Origin of the sequence: Roseinatronobacter monicus (assembly GCF_006716865.1) — a bacterium.
Taxonomy (GTDB): Bacteria; Pseudomonadota; Alphaproteobacteria; order Rhodobacterales; family Rhodobacteraceae; genus Roseinatronobacter; species Roseinatronobacter monicus.
Genome location: NZ_VFPT01000001.1, coordinates 1,278,341 through 1,297,126, shown reverse-complemented (window position 1 = coordinate 1,297,126; position 18,786 = coordinate 1,278,341). Strand labels below are relative to the sequence as shown.

General features: G+C 59.2%; 18 protein-coding genes. 13 read left to right on the top strand and 5 right to left on the bottom strand.

What is annotated here, in order from left to right; translation table 11 throughout:
• Window positions 1-98 precede the first annotated feature (98 nt).
• Window positions 99-821: a hypothetical protein gene (locus tag BD293_RS23055; RefSeq protein ID WP_246086230.1), complete on the top strand. Its 723-nt coding sequence runs from the start codon at window positions 99-101 to the stop codon at window positions 819-821.
• Window positions 758-1,360, top strand: a complete 603-nt coding sequence (locus BD293_RS22930) for a transposase (protein WP_246086350.1) — start codon at window positions 758-760, stop codon at window positions 1,358-1,360. Before BD293_RS23055 ends, BD293_RS22930 begins: the two co-directional genes overlap by 64 nt.
• A gap of 158 nt (window positions 1,361-1,518) precedes the next feature.
• On the opposite strand, the gene pheS is transcribed toward BD293_RS22930, so the two are convergent.
• The 3 genes from pheS to BD293_RS06030 all read right to left on the bottom strand — a co-directional run bounded on the left by pheS (window position 1,519) and on the right by BD293_RS06030 (window position 5,874).
• Window positions 1,519-2,601 carry a phenylalanine--tRNA ligase subunit alpha gene (gene pheS, locus BD293_RS06040; protein WP_142080315.1) on the bottom strand — a complete coding sequence of 361 codons (1,083 nt, stop codon included), beginning with the start codon at window positions 2,599-2,601 and terminating at the stop codon, window positions 1,519-1,521.
• Between the two features lie 69 nt (window positions 2,602-2,670).
• A complete protein-coding gene (mgtE, locus tag BD293_RS06035; protein WP_142080314.1) occupies window positions 2,671-4,074 on the bottom strand; it encodes a magnesium transporter in 1,404 nt (467 codons plus the stop codon).
• 324 nt (window positions 4,075-4,398) lie between these two features.
• Window positions 4,399-5,874, bottom strand: a complete 1,476-nt coding sequence (locus tag BD293_RS06030) for a bifunctional diguanylate cyclase/phosphodiesterase (protein ID WP_142080313.1) — start codon at window positions 5,872-5,874, stop codon at window positions 4,399-4,401.
• A 222-nt stretch (window positions 5,875-6,096) separates the two neighbouring features.
• Between BD293_RS06030 and BD293_RS06025 the strand changes: the two genes are divergently transcribed.
• Window positions 6,097-7,578, top strand: a complete 1,482-nt coding sequence (locus tag BD293_RS06025) for an NAD-dependent succinate-semialdehyde dehydrogenase (protein WP_142080312.1) — start codon at window positions 6,097-6,099, stop codon at window positions 7,576-7,578.
• 267 nt (window positions 7,579-7,845) lie between these two features.
• Here the strand turns inward: BD293_RS06025 and BD293_RS06020 are convergent, their stop codons facing one another.
• Window positions 7,846-8,523, bottom strand: a complete 678-nt coding sequence (locus BD293_RS06020) for an SDR family oxidoreductase (protein WP_142080311.1) — start codon at window positions 8,521-8,523, stop codon at window positions 7,846-7,848.
• A gap of 135 nt (window positions 8,524-8,658) precedes the next feature.
• Here BD293_RS06020 and ybgC point away from each other — a divergent pair, with 135 nt between their 5' ends.
• From ybgC to ftsH, 9 genes are all read left to right on the top strand, one after another.
• Entirely contained in the window at window positions 8,659-9,075 is a 417-nt protein-coding gene (ybgC, locus tag BD293_RS06015; protein ID WP_142080310.1) for a tol-pal system-associated acyl-CoA thioesterase, read from the top strand.
• An 87-nt stretch (window positions 9,076-9,162) separates the two neighbouring features.
• Window positions 9,163-9,861 carry a protein TolQ gene (tolQ, locus tag BD293_RS06010; protein WP_142080309.1) on the top strand — a complete coding sequence of 233 codons (699 nt, stop codon included), beginning with the start codon at window positions 9,163-9,165 and terminating at the stop codon, window positions 9,859-9,861.
• A 3-nt stretch (window positions 9,862-9,864) separates the two neighbouring features.
• Entirely contained in the window at window positions 9,865-10,335 is a 471-nt protein-coding gene (tolR, locus tag BD293_RS06005) for a protein TolR (protein WP_142080308.1), read from the top strand.
• A gap of 61 nt (window positions 10,336-10,396) precedes the next feature.
• Complete coding sequence (locus BD293_RS06000; protein ID WP_142080307.1) at window positions 10,397-11,617, top strand: hypothetical protein; 1,221 nt, start codon at window positions 10,397-10,399, stop codon at window positions 11,615-11,617.
• Window positions 11,614-12,939: a Tol-Pal system beta propeller repeat protein TolB gene (gene tolB / locus BD293_RS05995; RefSeq protein WP_142080306.1), complete on the top strand. Its 1,326-nt coding sequence runs from the start codon at window positions 11,614-11,616 to the stop codon at window positions 12,937-12,939. The genes BD293_RS06000 and tolB overlap by 4 nt, the downstream gene beginning before the upstream one ends.
• 40 nt (window positions 12,940-12,979) lie before the next feature.
• The gene (gene pal, locus BD293_RS05990; protein WP_142080305.1) at window positions 12,980-13,525 is read left to right on the top strand and encodes a peptidoglycan-associated lipoprotein Pal; all 546 of its coding nucleotides are present in this window, start codon (window positions 12,980-12,982) and stop codon (window positions 13,523-13,525) included.
• Window positions 13,526-13,529: 4 nt separating this feature from the next.
• Complete coding sequence (locus BD293_RS05985; RefSeq protein WP_142080304.1) at window positions 13,530-14,327, top strand: tetratricopeptide repeat protein; 798 nt, start codon at window positions 13,530-13,532, stop codon at window positions 14,325-14,327.
• Window positions 14,324-15,577, top strand: coding sequence for a tRNA lysidine(34) synthetase TilS (gene tilS, locus BD293_RS05980; protein ID WP_142080303.1), 1,254 nt, complete (start codon window positions 14,324-14,326; stop codon window positions 15,575-15,577). Before BD293_RS05985 ends, tilS begins: the two co-directional genes overlap by 4 nt.
• Window positions 15,578-15,656: 79 nt before the next feature.
• Window positions 15,657-17,576, top strand: a complete 1,920-nt coding sequence (gene ftsH / locus BD293_RS05975; protein ID WP_142080302.1) for an ATP-dependent zinc metalloprotease FtsH — start codon at window positions 15,657-15,659, stop codon at window positions 17,574-17,576.
• 153 nt (window positions 17,577-17,729) lie between these two features.
• Here ftsH and BD293_RS05970 read toward each other — a convergent pair whose 3' ends face one another.
• On the bottom strand, window positions 17,730-18,152 hold the full coding sequence (locus BD293_RS05970; RefSeq protein WP_142080301.1) for a hypothetical protein: 423 nt from the start codon (window positions 18,150-18,152) through the stop codon (window positions 17,730-17,732).
• On the opposite strand from BD293_RS05970, the gene BD293_RS05965 reads away from it, so the two are divergent.
• A complete protein-coding gene (locus BD293_RS05965; RefSeq protein ID WP_142080300.1) occupies window positions 18,144-18,713 on the top strand; it encodes a hypothetical protein in 570 nt (189 codons plus the stop codon). The genes BD293_RS05970 and BD293_RS05965 overlap by 9 nt on opposite strands.
• The last annotated feature ends 73 nt before the right edge of the window (window positions 18,714-18,786 follow it).

Genomic DNA, 18,786 nt, shown 5'->3' with positions numbered 1-18,786 from the left:
TAAAGTGGGAGGGCGTCTGTGGTGACTTCGGAAGGCTGGAGGCTGGGTGATTTCGGAGACGAACGCCTGGCAAAAAGGGGGGTCTGCTGCTCGCAGCAATGGTGGCGCGCACGAGCACCTGTCTTCGGCGTCTGGCGGGTGGCCGCCGCAGTGGGATTGTCGGATTTTCGCGCTTTCTGGCCAATCCGCGCGTGACGGCTGAGGCGGTGATTGAAGGCTGGGGAGCGGAGCTTTCGCAAGCCTGCGCGGGGCGGCATATTCTTGCGATTCAGGACAGCAGCGACTTCAATTTCTCGACAACCAAAGAGCGCAGTCGCGGACTGGGTGCAATCGGCAAGGGGTCTGGGCGCGGTGTTTTGCTCCACGCGATGCTGGGTGTGGATGCCGAGACGGGTGGCATTCTGGGTTTGGCCGCGGGCCGGATATGGACACGCGATGGCCGCGTAAGTGTTCCCCACCGGGCCCGCCCCCTGTCCGAGAAGGAATCGCATCGGTGGCTGAGCACGGCAGAGGCTGCCAAGACAGTTCTGGCCCAGGCGCATATGGTGACTGAAATCGGCGATCGCGAGAGCGATATCTATGAGAAATGGGCACGATTGCCGGAGCCGGGCTTTCACATCCTGACCCGTGCCATGACGGATCGCTCAATCCTGGAAGGTGGCGGCAAGCTGTCCTCTGCCCCGCTGAAATTGGCAGGTACGGCACAAGTGGCGATGCGCGCACCGCCAGACTTGAGGCCCGATTTGGCCCCGTTACGATCAAGCGTCCTGCCAATCTGGCCAGACAGCCGGGGCTGGCCGAGACGGTGGAGGTCAGCCTGATCGAAGTCAGCGAGGTGAATGCGCCACCGGGCGCCGAGCCCATCTCATGGCGGCTTTTGACCACTCACAAGGTCGAGGATGCGGACATGGCCTGGCGCGCGGTAAGCTGGTACCGGCAACGCTGGCATATCGAACAATTCTTCCGCACCCTGAAGCAACAGGGGTTGCAACTGGAGGACAGCCAACTGGAAAATGCCGAGCGGTTGATCAAGCTGACCGCGATTGCCGCCCGCGCGGCCTGCACCATCATGCAACTCGTTCAGGCGCGCGATGGCAAGTCCGGGCAAGACGCCAAAATCGCCTTCTCATCCTCCGAAATCCAGACCCTTCATGCTCTCCTGCCCGAACTCGAAGGCAAGACCGCGCTCCAGAAAAACCCTCACCCGCCGGAAACACTTGCCTGGGCCGCGTGGATCATCGCCAAGCTCGGCGGATGGGACGGCTACCCAAAATCCAAACCGCCAGGTCCAATTACATTCCGACATGGCCTACAATACTTCAAATCCGTCTCACACGGATGGAAACTCAGAAATGTGTGAATCGCCTAGCCCATTTTTGGGGGCTTTTTTCATATCTGGAGACAGCGGCAGTTGACCAGACTTGAAGGGCTGCCGCCCTCCAAACCACCTGCTTCAAGGGGGGCACGCCCCCCTTGAAAATCCCCGTGAGTATTTTTAGCAAGAAAATGACGGCTGGATCAGCGGCTGAGGCCCGCAGCAAGGGCCGGTTGATCAAGTGCCGCAAAGCCATAATGGCGCAGCCAGCGCAGGTCGGATTCGAAAAAGGCGCGCAAATCGGGAATGCCGTATTTCAGCATTGCGATCCGGTCGATGCCCATGCCAAAGGCAAAGCCCTGCCATTTGTCAGGATCGATGCCACCGGCTTGCAGCACCTTTGGATGCACCATGCCCGAGCCCAAGATTTCAAGCCAGTCCTTGCCTTCGCCAATCTTCAACTGCCCCCCCTCCCATGAACAGCGGATATCCACCTCGGCGGAGGGTTCGGTGAAGGGGAAATGAGACGCGCGGAAGCGCAACTCGACCTCATCCACCTCGAAAAAGGCGCGGCAGAATTCTTCCAGTGTCCATTTGAGCTGCGCCATCGAAATGTCGCGGTCAATCGCCAGCCCTTCGACCTGATGGAACATGGGTGTATGGGTCTGGTCCATGTCCATGCGGTAAACACGGCCCGGTGCGATGACACGGATCGGAGCGCCCTGGTTTTGCATGGCGCGGATCTGCACCGGGCTGGTATGGGTGCGCAGCACATGGGGAGGGCGGTTGTCACCGGCGCTGCGGTGCATGAAGAACGTATCATGTTCCTGCCGCGCGGGGTGTTCGGGTGCGATGTTCAGCGCGTCGAAATTATACCAGTCGGATTCGATTTGCGGGCCTTCGGCGACAGCGAACCCCATATCGGCAAAGATTGCCGTCAGTTCATCCATCACCTGACTGATCGGATGGATCGTGCCCGCAGCGCGCGGGCGGCCCGGCAGCGTGACGTCCAGCCATTCTGCCTGAAGTCGCGCATCGAGCACGGCATCTTCCAGCCCTGCCCGGCGGGCCTTGAGGGCCGCATCAATTTCGGCTTTCACGCCGTTCAGGGCGGGGCCGACGCGTTGGCGCTGCTCGGCATCCATCTGGCCAAGCTCGCGCATTTTCAGGCTTATCTCGCCCTTCTTGCCCAATGCGGCCAGACGGACAGATTCCAGTGCCTCGATATCTGCGACACTGGCAATCTGGTCCAGAAACTTGCCGCGCAGTTCCGCGATATCATCCATGCCGTGCCTCTTGTGCCGCCTGCGAGTGAGGGCCTCAGTTAGCCAATCCCTCATGGGAATGCAAGCCGATCAGAGTTCCAGCAACCGCGCCGCGATGGTGAAATAAATGAGTACCCCCAGCACATCGGCAATCGATGTCACCAAAGGCCCCGAAGCGGCAGCTGGGTCACGGTTGATCTTGGCAAAGATGAAAGGCAGGCACATGCCAATCAACGCCCCCATCAGCACGATTGTGACCATTGCCAGGGCAACGACCAGCGCAATCTCCGGGCCACCCCGCCAGACCCCGATCATCGACACCGCCAAGGCCATTGTCAGGCCCAGTGCAAGTGCGATGACCACCTCGCGTGTTAGCAAGCGCCCGAAATCGGCAGGCCGCACATCGCCTGTTGCAAGGGCGCGGACCATCAATGTAGCCGATTGCGTGCCCGCATTGCCGCCCGAGGCGATCAACAGCGGCAGGAAGAACAGAAGCGACAGATGCGCGGCAATTGTATCTTCGAAATAGGCGATACCCGCCCCAGAAAAGATATTGCCAAATACCAGAAGCACGAGCCAGAAAATGCGCGCGCGGTACAGCAGCGCAATCGAGGCATCGGCCACGGACATTTCCAGCGGCTGCACGATCGAGCTTTTGTAGAAATCCTCTGTCACCTCTTCTTCGGTGACATCCATCGCGTCATCAGCCGTAACGATCCCGACAAGGCGGTCATTATTGTCCAACACCGGCAAGGCGAGCAAGTCATAGCGGGCCACAAGGCGCGCGGCTTCTTCTTGTTCATCATCCGCGCGCACCCAGACGGGTTCGGTATCCATAATCTCTCCGACGCGTTGACGGGGTCGCGCGGTCAACAAATCGCGCAGGCTGATAACACCAATCAGGGCGCGGGATTCATTCACGATGTATGAATCGTAAATCGTCTCAGCCTCGATCGCTTGCGCGCGCAACGCCTCGATCGCCTGACTGGTGGTCATGTCAGGGTTCAGCACTGCATAATCGGAGGTCATGACAGACCCCACAGTCCATTCTTCATAGGCGGCAAGGCGGCGGAGATCCTCGCGCTCGGCCTTGGACAAGGCGGGCAGGATTGCCTCCTGCGCTTCTTCATCCAGTTGTTTGAACAGATCGGCGCGTTCGTCATGGCTCATGGCGGTCATGAGCGCCACCAGTTCACGGCGCGGGATGCGCGTTGCCAGATCCACCTGCGCGCGCGGGCGCAGATAGCCCAGCATTTCGGCCTGATCATGCAAAGGCAAAAGCCGCAGCACGCCCAGATCATCACCGTCATCCAATTCGTCAATCAGGGCGGCAACATCGGCAAGTTCCTGACTTTCCAGAAACTCGCGAATCGCGCCTTCTTGCCCTTCATGCAACAGGCGCGCGACTTCGACTGCGATGAATCCGGCATCAATGCCACCGGCGTCAAATTCGGGGTCGAAGCGAATATCACTGAGCGTTGTCTGTTTAGTCATGGCCAACCCCTAATGCCTTGGCACGAGGGGCACACCTGTCGAGGCTATCCTCGACCAGCGGCTCGCGCCTCGCGCTGCTTTTGTCTTGTCTTATGTGTCAAACGCTGCGGGAGCGCCCAACTGGAACCGCCGTCCATTTTTGTGCCGTTTCGTTGCGTCGACCAACCTTGCCGACAAGGCTGCTGATAGGAGCAATTGAAAACGAAGTCAATTTATAGCGGGTGGTGCTGCGAGGGATAGGTCAGTTCAAAACCGCACCTCATAGGGCGGATGCCTGTTCCTTGTGCGTGTCCCGAAACGCAGCGTTGGTTGCGCGCCACGCGGTCAGCTGGCTCCGATGGTCACTTCCGGAGATAAGCGTTCTATAACGCGGTTGCGGCCTTCGGCCTTGGCACGGTAGAGGGCAAGATCGGCGGCCTTCATGATGTCTTCCAGCGCGGTTCCGTCACGCCCAAGCACGCCCAAACCTGCCGACACGGTAATGGCGGGAAGTGGTTGGCCCGATACAGTCAATGCAATCTTGGATATTGCGACGCGCACGCGTTCGGCCTGTTCGTATGCGGCCCCTTCATCATGATCGACGCAAAGCAGGATAAATTCTTCCCCGCCCAGCCTGCATGGGGCAACATTGTCACCCGCATCACGGGTCAGGACATGCCCCACCTCTTTCAGGACCATATCGCCGGTTTCATGGCCGAACCTGTCATTGAATTGCTTAAAGTGATCGACATCGACCGAGATCAGGGCAAGATCGCGCGCATCACGTTGGGCCATGGTCAATTCGCGCAATGCATGCTCCATGAACCACCGGCGGTTCCAAAGCCCGGTCAGCGGGTCGCGGACTGATTTGTCATGCAATTCCTGACGCAAACGGACATTGGCCACGGCAAGGCTGATCTGCTCGGCACAGATCAAGGAGATGTCCCAGCGGTTGCGCAACACCTCGTTGCGCATATGGCGCATAAGCCCCCCCTCCTCAAACCCGTCGAAGACAATATGCATCAGGCCGATCGTCTCGCCATGCGCGACAACCGGCAGGCAGAAATAAGGCATACCGGGCTTGTCGACATGATCGCACACAAACTCGATAGGTTTCAGCCCGTAAGCATATGCGCGGCCACGCCGCAGCGCCCAACAGTCATCCGGCAGGATATGCGTGGCAAAGGCAGGCAGCGTGCCCCAAGAGATCGCCAGTTCCAGAACCGTGCGAGGGGCATCGTAAATGTATAATGCACCATCTGCCTCGGGGATGAGGGTGTGCATCGCGCGTTTTATCACCATCAGCAATTCATCAAAGGATTTCGAGGAATACAGCCACTCGCTGGTCAGCGCCAATAACTGCCGCTCGGATTGGCGCAACGCCTCGGCATGGCGCATCTCTTCGTTCTGATCCTCAAGCATCTTGCGTTCGGTAATGTCGCGCATGGTCGAGATGAAATGCGTGTGCCGCCCTGTTGCGTCATAGACTGGGGTCACTTTCAAATCGACCCAGAAGGCGGCACCGCTTTTGGTGTAGTTTAGAATATCGACACGGATTTCATGGCGTTGTCGGCACGCGACGTCTATCTGGGCACCGGTTTCGGCGTCCGTATCACGGCCTTGCAGCACAGTGCCCGGATCGCGCCCTGTTATATCGTCGATTGCATAGCCAGTTTGCGACGTGAAAGCAGGATTAACCCAAAGCGCCTTGCGCTGCGGGTCCGAAATTATGACCGCATCAGAGGAATGGTGCATCACCAGATCAGCGTAGAACCGCTGTGTGTCAGAAGCAGTGTCTGCACCCACGTCATCGGCAGGCATATCGCGCCCTTTCACCTGTCATGTCATTGGATTGCAGATTGGCAGCAAGAAGTTAAGATCTGCTTGAAGGGTGCACCGGATATCCGCCCTCGTGACATGCCCTGCAAAAACCGGTACGCAGGGGTAGAAGAATTGGCGCGTGATGCACATGTCTTCCTCATGCCCCAACACATGGCTCTGTGCACCACACCGCGCAGACACTGAAACAACCAAGGAGCACCTATGCTTGACCACCAATCAACGGACCTGAAATCGCTTTTGTCGGACCCCACTTTGCTGGAAATGCGCGCCTTTGTGGGCGGTGAGTGGGTCAATGCCGATGACGGCGCAACATTCGAGGTACGCAACCCTGCGCGCGGCGATTTGATCGCGCAAGTGGCGGATCTGGGCCGGGCCGAGACTGCGCGGGCCATTGATGCTGCGGAGAATGCGCGCCACGCATGGGCTGCGCGCACAGGCAAGGAACGCGCAAACATCCTGCGCAAGTGGTTTGATCTGATGATGGCAAATCAAGAGGATCTGGCCCTGATCCTGACCGCCGAGATGGGCAAACCACTGGCAGAAGCGCGCGGCGAGATTGCCTATGGCGCCAGCTTCGTCGAGTGGTTCGCCGAAGAAGCCAAGCGCGTATATGGTGAAACCATCCCCGGTCACCAACCTGACAAGCGTATCACTGTGATCCGCCAGCCCATCGGGGTTGCGGCCTCGATCACGCCGTGGAACTTTCCCAATGCAATGATCGCGCGCAAAGTGGCCCCGGCGCTGGCTGTCGGCTGCGGTTTTGTCGCGCGCCCTGCCGCCGAGACGCCGCTCTCTGCGCTGGCCATGGCTGTTTTGGCCGAACGCGCAGGCGTGCCCAAGGGCGTGCTGTCGGTCATCCCGTCAAGCCGCGCGTCAGATATCGGCAAAGAGTTCTGCGAAAACCCGATCGTGCGCAAACTGACATTTACAGGCAGCACAGAAGTGGGCCGCATCCTGCTGCGCCAATCGGCAGATCAGGTGATGAAATGCTCGATGGAGTTGGGCGGCAACGCGCCGTTCATTGTCTTTGACGACGCGGATCTGGACGCAGCCGTACAAGGTACGCTGATGTCGAAATATCGCAATAACGGCCAGACCTGCGTATGTGCCAACCGCATTTATGTGCAGGCAGGCGTATATGACGCCTTTGCCGAGAAACTGAAAACTGCGGTCGAGAAATTGCGCGTCGGTGATGGCCTGAGCGATGACAGCGAACTTGGCCCCTTGATCAACGAAGAGGCGGTGACCAAGGTCGAAGACCATATCAGCGACATCGTCGCCCATGGCGGCAAAGTGCTGACCGGTGGGCGCAGACATGGCAATGGCGGCACATTTTTCGAGCCGACAATTGTAACGGGCGTCACCCAGAAAATGAAAGTGGCGCAGGAAGAAACCTTCGGCCCGCTTGCGCCGCTGTTCAAATTCGACACGGAAGAACAGGTCATTGGCTACGCCAATGATACGATCTTTGGACTGGCGGCCTATTTCTATGCCCGCGACATTGGCCGCATCACCCGCGTGCAAGAAGCGCTGGAATACGGCATTGTCGGCGTCAACACAGGCATCATCTCGACCGAGGTGGCGCCCTTTGGTGGCGTCAAGCAATCGGGTTTAGGGCGCGAAGGGTCCAGTCACGGGACCGATGATTACCTTGAGATGAAGTATATCTGCCTGAGCGTCTGAAGCTCATGCTATCGCAGGGGCGTGCGCGCCCCTGCACCTTTCCAGTGGTCCGCTTCTGGCTTTCAGCGGCATGATGGGCTTGGCGGACCGGCCCAACAGATGCCGGGACTGAACAAATAAGCAAAGGCCGATTAATGGTTAAGCTATTGCAACACCCTAGCAATGACGAAACCACAATTCTGAGCCGGCCACGTCGCTGCATCCATGACCGGCTCAGACCCCGTTGCAGTTTACTTTGGTGTCGCTGAAAGACCCAATTTACCTCACCTAGCCCATCGGCATGACCACGATCTCGGGGATTGCGGCGCGCGGGGGCTGCGACAACGCGAAGACCACAGCGTTCGCTATGTCTTCTGCTTGCAATTTCTCGGGCTTCGGCTCTGAGAAAAAGGGCGTGTCGACCATGCCCGGCGCGATCAGGGTGCAGCGCCCGCCCCATTCGCGCATTTCCTGCGCCATATTGCCTGCATAGCCATGCACAAACCATTTCGTCGCGCCATAGATCGACCCCGCGATATGCACCTTGCCCGCGACCGATCCTGTCAAAACAAGCTGACCCTTCGTCTTGCGCAATTCGGGCAAGGCGGCGCGCGTCGTGTAGAGCAGTGCCATGATGTTCAGATCAATCATCCGCCGCCACTCTTCCGGGTCGCCCGCTTCAGTGCCCGGTGTCTCGACGCCCATGCCAGCATTGGCAAAGGCCGCATCAAGCCCGCCATAATGTGCTGCAACACGCGCAATCGCATCTTCCTGCGCTACAAGGTCCGTGGCGTCGCCCGCCACAGCCAGACTGGCTGACCCAAGCTCTTGCACAAGCTGGTCCAGCTTGTCGGCACTGCGCGCCATCAGCCCCACATTCCAGCCTGCGGCGACCGCCGCGCGCGCGGTGGCCTCCCCGATCCCGCTGGATGCGCCTGTGATAAAGAGTGTCTTTCTTTCGGCCATTTCGGACCTCCTGTTACAAACCTGTTGGGTCAGCAGGTAAGTTGTAACCGGGATGGAACAAGCCAGCGCCCCCCGATAGATTGCACCTACACGACAGCCAATCTACATATTGGCCCCCAGCACGAAGGCCGCATCATGACCCATTCCCACCCGATCCGCGTCTATTACGAGGACACAGACCTTGCAGGGATCGTCTATTATGCCAACTACCTGAAATTCATCGAACGCGGGCGCAGCGAGTGGGTGCGCAGCCTTGGTCTGGATCAGGCCGCGATGAAGGCGCAAGGCGCAGGTGTCTTTGCTGTGCGCCGTGTGGTGGCAGATTATCTTGCCCCTGCCCATTTCGATGATCTGCTGGATATTACGACCGCATATATGCGCCATTCCGGTGCGCGACTGGTGTTGCGTCAAAGCGTCTTGCGCGGGGACAAAATGTTGTTTCTGGCCGAGGTCACACTGGTCTGTCTGGGCGATACAGGCCGCCCTCAGCCCCTGCCCGACGCTTTGATCGAAAAAATCGGCGAAAACACTCCTCATAAACCCAAAGTATAACGCGCTTGTGTTGGTGTTGCGCTTGTCTTGTTGTATGGTCTGCGTCAAAGCCGCCCTAAGAGCGGCACATCTAACGCGAGCAGATTCATGGACCAGACCACCCTGACAGCGGCGCAGGAGATTGATTTCTCACTGCTGGCTCTTTTTGCGCGAGCAACCATCACAGTGCAATTGGTGATGATCAGCCTGATCATTGCTTCTTTCTGGTCTTGGGCCATCATCATCCAGAAGCACATTCTCTACCGGCGCGCGCGCAATGAGGCTGAAGATTTTGATGCGGCTTTCTGGTCGGGAGAGCCGCTGGATGAGCTGTATGACCAGATCGGGCCTGCGCCTGCGACGTCCCCTCAACGGGTCTTCGCGGCGGGCATGACCGAATGGCGGCGCTCGCACCGCGCTGATGGGCGGCTGATACCCGGTGCAGTGGCACGGATCGACCGTTCGATGGATGTGGCCATCACCAAAGAGACGCGGTTGCTGACAGGGGGGCTGACCTTTCTGGCGTCGGTCGGGTCTGCTTCGCCCTTTGTCGGGCTTTTTGGTACGGTCTGGGGGATCAAGCACGCATTTGAAGAAATTGCGCTGGCGCAATCCACCAATCTGGCCGTTGTTGCCCCCGGCATTGCCGAGGCGCTTCTGGCGACAGGGCTTGGCCTGCTGGCAGCCATTCCCGCCACTATCTTCTATAACAAGCTGACCGATGACAGCGATGCGATCATCTCGGGCTATGAGGGCTTCGCGGATGAGTTCAACACGATCCTGTCGCGCCAGTTGGATGCGGCCTGACCCATGGGTGCTCAATTTGCCAAAAAGGGCGGAGGGACGGGTCGGCGCAGGCGGCGCGGCGGGGCTGCGCGCATGTCCGAGATCAACGTTACGCCCTTTGTCGATGTGATGCTGGTGCTTCTGATCATCTTCATGGTGGCAGCGCCCATGCTGACTGTGGGCGTGCCGGTGGAATTGCCGCGCACCTCAGCAGGCGCATTGCCTGCCGAACAGGAAGAGCCCCTTTCGATTACCCTGACCGCAGATGGAACAGTACTGATCATGTCTACCGAGATTGACCCGAGTGATCTTATTCCACAGCTTCGCGCGGTGGCCGCCGAGCGGCGCGACAACAAGGTTTTCCTGCGTGCCGACGGAACAATTCCGTATGAGCGCGTTGTGCAGGTGATGGGAGCGCTGAATTCGGGTGGCTTCAACAATATCGGTCTGGTGACCGAGCAAGGCGGCCCGCGCTTCGACGGCGCGGGCAACTGAGTGCATCTGGTGTAAAGGCCAGCAGTAGCAAATGGCAGGCGCAAGAGACATATGGAATAGCATGGACACGGGGCAGAAAGTCTCGGGTGTTGCGCATATTGGTCTGATTGTCTGGGTGATGGTCTTCGACATCTTTCAGGCGCCTGACAGCAGTGCGGCGGTCCCTGCAACGGATGTCTCGCTGATTTCGAGCGAAGATTTCGCGGCACTCAGCGGGCCGCGCCCCGAGGCGGCACCGGCCCCCCAGCCTGCACCGGAACCCGAACCAGAGCCGGAGCCTTCTGCCCCGCAAGCACCCGCCCCCGAACCTGAACCCGAACCCGAAATCCGCGCGCCGGACCCTGTTGCGCCAGAGCCACCCCAACCCGTTGAGGAGCCTGCGCCACAGCCCGCACCAGAGCCGGAGCCAGAGCCAGAACCCTCTGCGCCCTCGACCGGGGTAATCTTCTCGCCGCAGCCTGCGCCGGGAGTCAGCCAGCGCCCGCGCCCCCGTCCTGTCGACCGTGTGGCCCCGACCCCGAGCGATGCCCCCCCCGAGGGCGCGCAGTCTGATATTGCCGCCCAACCTGCCGCGCAACCCGATGCAGAGGCCGACACCCCGGAGCCAGAGCAGGAACAGGCCGAGACTGCACCGCCAGAGGCAACGACCGAAATCGTGACCGAGGCGACCGAAACCGAAGACGGCACCACGGAACGCGCTGCGATGGCACCCACCATCAGCTCGCGCCCGCGTATGCGGCCAGATCGCCCCACTCCGCCCCCCGCCACAGAGGCGCCAACGCAAACGACCGAAGCCCCCACCCCGCCACAACCCACTCCAACACCCACACCGACACCGGAGCCAACTCCAGAACCGACCCCAGAGCCGGAACCGCAGGCGGCCCCGTCAGATGCCATCGCCGAAGCGCTTGCTGCGGCCATGGCCGATCAGCAGACCCAGACATCTGCGCCAGCCAGCGGCGGGCTGAGTTCATCCGAAGCCGATGGCTTGCGTCTTGCCATTCAGCAATGCTGGAATATCGGCGTTCTCTCGACCGACGCGCAGCAAGTCACAGTGACGGTCGGCTTCTCGATGACGCCATCTGCGCGGCATGAACAAGGCTCTATCAGGATCGTCTCTGCCTCTGGTGGGACCGAGACTGCGATACAACAGGCATTTGACGCCGCGCGCCGTGCGATTATACGCTGCGAAGGTGATGGCTATGGACTACCTGCTGACAAATACGACGCTTGGCGCGATATAGAAATCACGTTCAACCCCGAAGGGATGAGGCTCAGATGACCCGGCTTTTCCATTTCCTGCCCGCACTTGTTCTGGTTTGGCTGGCGGCTTTTGTCGCTGCCCTGCCTGCACAGGCACAGCCATTGCGTTTGCAGATCACCGAAGGCGTGATCGAGCCGATGCCCTTTGCGATGCCCGCTTTCGTGCCAGAGAACAGCGCTGGCAGCCAGTATTCCGAATCTCTGGCGCGCGTTGTCTCGGCCAACCTTACGAATACGGGGCTGTTTCGGGAAATTCCGCGCTCGGCCCATCTTGGGCGCATTTCCAGCTTTGATGCCAGTGTCAACTACTCGGACTGGCGCGCGATCAATACGCAGGCGCTGATTACCGGCGCTGTGTCCGTGTCGGGCAACCGCATGAACGTAAAGTTCCGCCTGTTCGATGTGCTGTCAGGCCAGCAAATCGGTGAAGGTCTGCAATTTGGCGGCAGCACTGAGAACTGGCGGCGCATGGCGCATAAAGTCTCGGATGCCGTGTATAGCCGGATCACTGGTGAAAGCGGGTATTTTGACAGCCGCGTGGTGTTTATCTCGGAATCCGGCTCTCGCGGGAACCGCACCAAGCGGCTGGCGATCATGGATCAGGATGGCGAGAATATGCAATACCTGACAGATGGTCGCGCCTTGGTGCTTGGGCCGCGCATGTCGGCAACCGGCGAGCAGATCATCTACACAACATACGAGACGGGAACCCCGCGCATCGCGCTGATGAACACCCAAACAGGGCAGCGTCAGCTTGTCGGGGATATTCCCGGCGCGATGACCTTTTCGCCGCGCTTTTCACCTGACGGGCGCTCACTGGTGTTTTCGGCGGCACGGGGCGGCAATACGGACCTTTACCGGTTGGAAATCGGGTCTGGTCAAATCCAACAGCTCACCTCGTCGCCCTCGATTGCGACAGCCCCCAGCTTTTCGCCCGATGGACGGCAGATCACATTTGAATCCGACCGCTCCGGCACCAGCCAGATTTATGTGATGCCCGCCAATGGTGGCGAAGCGCGGCGCATCAGCTTCGGTCAGGGCCGCTATTCCACCCCTGTCTGGTCGCCACGCGGCGATATGATCGCCTTTACCAAGTCAAATGCGGGGCGTTTTCACATCGGGGTCATGCGCACAAATGGTAGCGAAGAACGCCTGCTCACGGCCTCGTTTCTTGACGAAGGCCCGACATGGTCACCAAATGGCCGCGTGGTGAAATTCACGCGAGAGGCGCAAGGCGGGGACCCGGCACTGTTCTCGGTCGATATTTCGGGGCGCAACCTGCGCCGCGTTCCAACACCAGGGCCTGCATCTGACCCGGCCTGGGGCCCCCTTCTACCGTGACTTCAACAAACAAACACAAACCTTCTGAGGGATCAAATTCATGACTTTGACGTCAAAAATACTCCTCGTACTCGCAACGCTTGCGCTTGCGGCCTGTAACAACCCGCGCGGCGGCGGCACATTCGGTGGCGGTGGCGCTGATGGCTTTGGCGGAAACGGCGGCGGCTTCAATGATGGCGGCATTCAGACCGGCAATCTGGGCGATCCGAATGACCCCAACTCCATCGCGCATTTCCAGCAGCGCATCGGTGACCGCGTGTTCTTTACAGTGGACAGCTCCAGCCTGAATGAGGAGGCACGCTCGACCCTTAACGGGCAGGCGCGCTGGCTGACATCGAACCCACAATATACAATCGTGATCGAAGGCCATGCCGATGAGCGTGGCACGCGCGAATATAACGTCGCCTTGGGCGAACGTCGCGCCAATGCCGTGATGCAGTATCTGGTCAGCCAAGGTATCAGCGCAAACCGTCTGCGGACTGTCAGCTACGGCAAGGAACGCCCGGTCGAAGCTTGTGCCGCACAGCGCTGCTGGGATGTGAACCGCCGCTCCGTGACGGCAGTGTCCGGCGCACGGACAAGCTAAGCCCATGCGCCTGATCCGCACCATTGCATTTGCAATACTTGTGTCGGGGCCAGCACTGGCCCCGGCGCAAGCCGAAACCGTGGCTGATTTGCGCGCGGAGTTGACTGCGCTGAGCAGTGTGGTCGCGGATCTGGCGCGCGAGTTGTCCTCTGGGTCAGCAGCAGAGCAACCCGGTTTCGACGGCGCATTGATCGACCGGGTCGAGCGCATCCGCGAGGAACTTGCGCGCTTGACCGGCCGCACCGAAGAGTTGGAGTTCCGCATCCGGCGCACAATCGACGAGGCCTCTAACCGACTGGGTGATCTTGAATTTCGCATGACCGAGCTGGAAGGTGGCGACACCACAGAACTGGCAACCCCGCGCCCGCTTGATCGCGGCGAAACCACCGCCGTTGGCGACAGCGACGCGCCAGAGCTTGCCGCAAGCGAGCGGACAGCCTTCGACTCCGCCCGCGATTTGGCCGAGAGTGGCGACTATGATGCCGCAGCAGAGGCTTTGCAGCAGTTTCTTGAATTCTATCCCGGCAGCCCGCTAGGTGCGGACGCCAGCATGTTGTTGGGCGACATGCACCGCGCGCGCGGGTCCGAACCTGACGCGGCACGGGCCTATCTCAATCTCTATCTGGCGGATTCCGACGGGGCCGATGCGCCGCGTGCCCTGCTTGCCTTGGGCGAAAGCCTTGGCCGGTTGGAGCAACGCGAGGAAGCCTGCGTCATGTTTGATGAATTGCTTGACCGCTTCGCATCAAGCCCACAAGCGACCGAGGCCAGCGACGCACGCGCGCGGCTGGAGTGTCCTTGATCGCGGGTAACAGCGATTTGACGGCGCGCTTCGCGCAGGCCATGGGCCACTTGGCACCCGAGCGGCCCACTAGGCTGGGGATTGCGGTATCGGGGGGCGGCGATTCAATGGCGCTGATGCATCTGGCGCATCAGTGGTGCGGGGCTGAATTGCATGTTGCGACAGTCAATCACGGCCTGCGCCCGGAAGCGGGCGATGAGGCACAGTTTGTTGCCCAAGCTGCACAGGCTTTGGGGCTAAAGCATACAACGCTGCATTGGCAGGGCTGGGACAGACGCGGTAATTTGCAAGATGCCGCGCGCAACGCCCGACGCCACTTGCTGACAGATTGGGCGCAGGGCGAGGGGCTTCAGGGCGTGCTTCTGGGCCATACGCAAGACGATCAGGCCGAAACCTTTCTGATGCGTCTGGCGCGCGGGTCAGGGGTGGATGGGCTGGCGGCGATGGCCCCGGCACAAATGGCCGATGGCCTGCACTGGCTACGTCCGTTACTCGACTTCACACGCAGAGAGTTGCGCGACTGGCTGCGCGCAAGTCAGATCGCATGGGTCGATGATCCAAGCAATGATGACACAGGTTTCGACCGGATCAAGGCGCGCCAAGCCCTCGACACACTGGCGTCAATGGGTCTGACCCGCGCACGCCTGTCGGAGACCGCCGCGCGCATGGCCGATGCGCGCACAGTGCTGGACGCGGCGGCGGCAAATGCCGCGCATGACATCTGCCGCTTCGAGCATGGCGATTTCGTGTTTGACACAGCCCGCCTGGACGCCCTGCCCCAAGACACGCGGTATCGGCTGCTCGCGCGCGCTGTGTGCGAAATCTCGTCCAACGCCTATCGCCCGCGTCTGTCTGCCCTGCGCAAGGCGATGACCTGCGCCTCTGCCACGGTGCACGGATGCCTGATCACACGTGGCGCGCGCGACCTGCGGATCACCCGCGAAGCAAACGCTGTGCGCGACCTGCGCGCGCCGCTGGGCGAATGGTGGGATAGGCGATGGCAAGTGCTGCGGCCAGACGACCAGCACACGGCACCGCATCTGAGCATCGGCCCATTGGGCGAGGCCGGATTGCAGCATTGCAATGATCGCACGGGCTGGCGTTTGCCGCGCGCCTCGCTTGTGGCCAGTCCGGCGGTATGGGATGGCACGCGGCTGATTGCCGCGCCATTGGCAGGATTTGCGCCCGAATGGCGCATTTGCGTACGAGAACCGCGTGAGTCTTTGCCCAGCGGGCGGTATTCGCATTGATCGCGCGGCTATAATTGCTATGTATAAACGGAAGCTATGGTGCACCCGCGCCAGGCACAGATGACAAGAGGAGACGCCCGTGGGTAACGCACGGAATTTTGCTTTCTGGATCGTGCTGTTTCTGCTGATGATCATGCTCTTCAACATGTTCAGCACAGGGCAGAACTCATCCGCGGCACGAAGTGTCAATTATTCTGAATTCATTGACCGCGTTGACGCCAGTGAAGTCAGCCGCGTCACCATTGACGGTGAACGCATCGTCTTTGTTGGCAGTGATGGGCAACAGTATTCGACAGTTCGCCCCGATGATACAGGCCTGACACAGCGCTTGCTGGATGCCGGTATCCCTGTTGAGGCACGCCCGCAGCAGCAATCGGGCTTCTTGTCCACGCTGATGCTGTGGTTGCCATTCCTGTTGCTTATCGGCGTGTGGATTTATTTCATGAACCGTATGCAAGGTGGCGGCAAAGGCGGCGCAATGGGGTTTGGCAAATCCAAAGCCAAACTGCTGACCGAGAAAAGTGGTCGCGTCACCTTTGACGATGTCGCTGGCATTGACGAGGCCAAGGACGAGTTGGAAGAGATCGTAGAATTTCTGCGCAACCCGCAGAAATTCTCGCGCCTCGGCGGCAAGATCCCGAAAGGGGCGCTTCTGGTCGGCCCTCCGGGTACGGGTAAAACGCTTCTTGCACGCGCCATTGCAGGTGAGGCAGGCGTGCCCTTCTTCACCATCTCTGGCTCTGACTTTGTCGAGATGTTCGTGGGTGTCGGTGCAAGCCGCGTGCGCGACATGTTCGAGCAGGCCAAGAAGAATGCACCCTGTATCGTTTTCATCGACGAGATTGACGCAGTCGGTCGCTCACGTGGCGTCGGCTACGGTGGCGGCAATGACGAACGTGAGCAGACATTGAACCAGCTTCTGGTTGAAATGGACGGGTTCGAGGCCAATGAGGGCATTATCATCGTCGCGGCCACCAACCGCCCCGATGTGCTTGACCCTGCCCTGCTGCGCCCCGGTCGTTTCGACCGTCAGGTTCAGGTTCCCAATCCCGACATCAAAGGGCGCGAGCGTATTCTGGGCGTGCATGCGCGCAAAGTGCCGCTTGGCCCGAATGTCGACCTGCGCATCATCGCGCGCGGGACACCCGGGTTCTCTGGTGCCGATCTGGCCAACCTCGTCAATGAGGCAGCGCTTATGGCGGCGCGGTCCAACCGACGTTTTGTAGTGATGGATGATTTCGAGAGCGCCAAAGACAAAGTCATGATGGGCGCAGAACGCCGCTCGATGGTGATGTCTGAGGATGAGAAGAAACTGACCGCTTATCACGAAGCGGGTCACGCAGTGGTCGGGCTGCATGTTCCCGAACATGACCCCATCCACAAGGCAACCATCATCCCGCGCGGGCGGGCTTTGGGGCTGGTTTTGTCCCTGCCGGAACGCGACCAGTTGTCTGTCAGCTATCGCAAATACAAATCCAAGATCGCCATGGCGATGGGCGGACGCGTGGCCGAGCAACTGGTGTTTGGCGAAGATGCTGTCACTTCGGGGGCCGCAAGCGACATTCAGCAGGTCACCAAGATTGCGCGCGCGATGGTCACGCAGTTCGGCTTTGACGAAGAGTTGGGGTATGTAGACTACGCCAATGAACAGCAAAGTTACTTGGGCAACTATGGCGGTGGGTCAAACCATTCCGGCATCACTCAGAAAATGATCGATGACAAAGTGCGTCAACTGGTCAATGAGGGATATGAAACCGCCAAAAAAATTCTGACCGAGCACCGGGATGAGTTGGAGAACCTGGCGAAGGGTTTGCTGGAATACGAAACACTGACCGGCCCGGAAATCGCCCGTGTGATGCGCGGTGAGGCACTGGATCGTGGCGATGATGATGAAGATACGCCAACCAGTGGCCCCCCTTCTGTCGCCGCCGTGCCAAAAACACGCGGGCGCAAGCGCGGGGATGAAGATGGCGGGCTAGAGCCAGAGCCAAGTGCCTGATCCGACAGTGATCTGAAGTAGAGAAAAGCCCCGGTTTTCACCGGGGCTTTTTGTTATCGAACTTCCTGAGGGCCTTTGGATTCCTGCGTTTCGCATGAACGATCGTGCATTCGCCGTGGATCACGTCGGACCCATATCTACGCACAGGGCATCCTAACCCCATGATTTAACCGTTTTTCGAAACCGATTGTTTCGCAGTTTCCTGCCATTCTCTAGCTTGTTGACTCTCGAAACCGTGATAATGCGGCATTGTATTGTTAATTTTGCGGAGATTTTACGATGTCCTTTTTTAAGAAGCTGGCAGCGACGAAGCTGAACAAGGCGGTAGAGCTCTAGAAAGACCTTGCAGAGAAAGCTCTGGCAAAGAAGCACGTTCTTGTTGAGAAGAAGGTCGCCAAGAAATACGACATTCTGGAAAAGAAAGCCGAGAAACTCTGCGCGAAATTTGAGAAGAAAGTTGCCAAATATGAAGATAAGGCAGACTCGATCCGGGACAAATATCAGCACAAGGCAGATGCGATCCGGGACAAGTATCAGGCCAAGGCTGACAAGCTCGAAGAGCGCGGCTTGAGCCATCTTGCTTCCAAGGTTGAGCGGACAGGCGAACTCAAGGCCGCAAAGATTGAGAAAATCGGCGAAAAGAAAGCATTCAAACTCGAATGCAAGGCCGATAAGTATCAGTCAAAACTCGACAAGTTGTATGACAAGATTTGCAAATGCACTCTTAAGGACGACGATATTGTCGACGATGACTGCGACGACGATGACGACGACGAAGACACCACAACATTGCTGGAATTTCATGTCGTCTGCGAAGAAGCCGACGTTGACCTGTCCATCACAATTGAAGCCCCAGAAGGTTTCGACCCAAACAATCCCGATTTCGATGACGTCTTTGACGAAGTTATGGCCGAACTCAAGGAGCTTGAAGAGGAGCTCCCAGAGTTGGGTTTGATTGACCCGATCGGCTCTATCACCAAGGTTGTCATCACCAAGCCTGAGGATGATGACTTCGAAGAGATTGTGATCGACTTTCCCTTCGCGGATGATGAGACGATTGCCAATCTGTGCTGCTGTCTGTTGTCAGATGACGCGCCCTGCGTTGACGACGACGAAGATGACGTTGTCACCCCCTGATCGCACACAATTTGCGCATCAGTGCGCGATATTTGAAAGTCAGAATAGCACCCGGCCTAGCGCCGGGTGCTTT

What these genes read in the sequence shown, in the direction of transcription:
- BD293_RS05970 (WP_142080301.1), bottom strand. Translation starts at nt 18,152, where the DNA reads ATGGCTCAAGCCGCGCTCTTCGAGCTTGTCAGCCTTGGCCTGATACTT.
- tolR (WP_142080308.1), top strand. Translation starts at nt 9,865, where the DNA reads ATGGGTGCTCAATTTGCCAAAAAGGGCGGAGGGACGGGTCGGCGCAGG.
- ybgC (WP_142080310.1), top strand. Translation starts at nt 8,659, where the DNA reads ATGACCCATTCCCACCCGATCCGCGTCTATTACGAGGACACAGACCTT.
- BD293_RS06025 (WP_142080312.1), top strand. Translation starts at nt 6,097, where the DNA reads ATGCTTGACCACCAATCAACGGACCTGAAATCGCTTTTGTCGGACCCC.
- tolQ (WP_142080309.1), top strand. Translation starts at nt 9,163, where the DNA reads ATGGACCAGACCACCCTGACAGCGGCGCAGGAGATTGATTTCTCACTG.
- tolB (WP_142080306.1), top strand. Translation starts at nt 11,614, where the DNA reads ATGACCCGGCTTTTCCATTTCCTGCCCGCACTTGTTCTGGTTTGGCTG.
- pal (WP_142080305.1), top strand. Translation starts at nt 12,980, where the DNA reads ATGACTTTGACGTCAAAAATACTCCTCGTACTCGCAACGCTTGCGCTT.
- BD293_RS06030 (WP_142080313.1), bottom strand. Translation starts at nt 5,874, where the DNA reads ATGCCTGCCGATGACGTGGGTGCAGACACTGCTTCTGACACACAGCGG.
- BD293_RS05985 (WP_142080304.1), top strand. Translation starts at nt 13,530, where the DNA reads ATGCGCCTGATCCGCACCATTGCATTTGCAATACTTGTGTCGGGGCCA.
- mgtE (WP_142080314.1), bottom strand. Translation starts at nt 4,074, where the DNA reads ATGACTAAACAGACAACGCTCAGTGATATTCGCTTCGACCCCGAATTT.
- BD293_RS06020 (WP_142080311.1), bottom strand. Translation starts at nt 8,523, where the DNA reads ATGGCCGAAAGAAAGACACTCTTTATCACAGGCGCATCCAGCGGGATC.
- BD293_RS06000 (WP_142080307.1), top strand. Translation starts at nt 10,397, where the DNA reads ATGGACACGGGGCAGAAAGTCTCGGGTGTTGCGCATATTGGTCTGATT.
- pheS (WP_142080315.1), bottom strand. Translation starts at nt 2,601, where the DNA reads ATGGATGATATCGCGGAACTGCGCGGCAAGTTTCTGGACCAGATTGCC.
- BD293_RS23055 (WP_246086230.1), top strand. Translation starts at nt 99, where the DNA reads ATGGTGGCGCGCACGAGCACCTGTCTTCGGCGTCTGGCGGGTGGCCGC.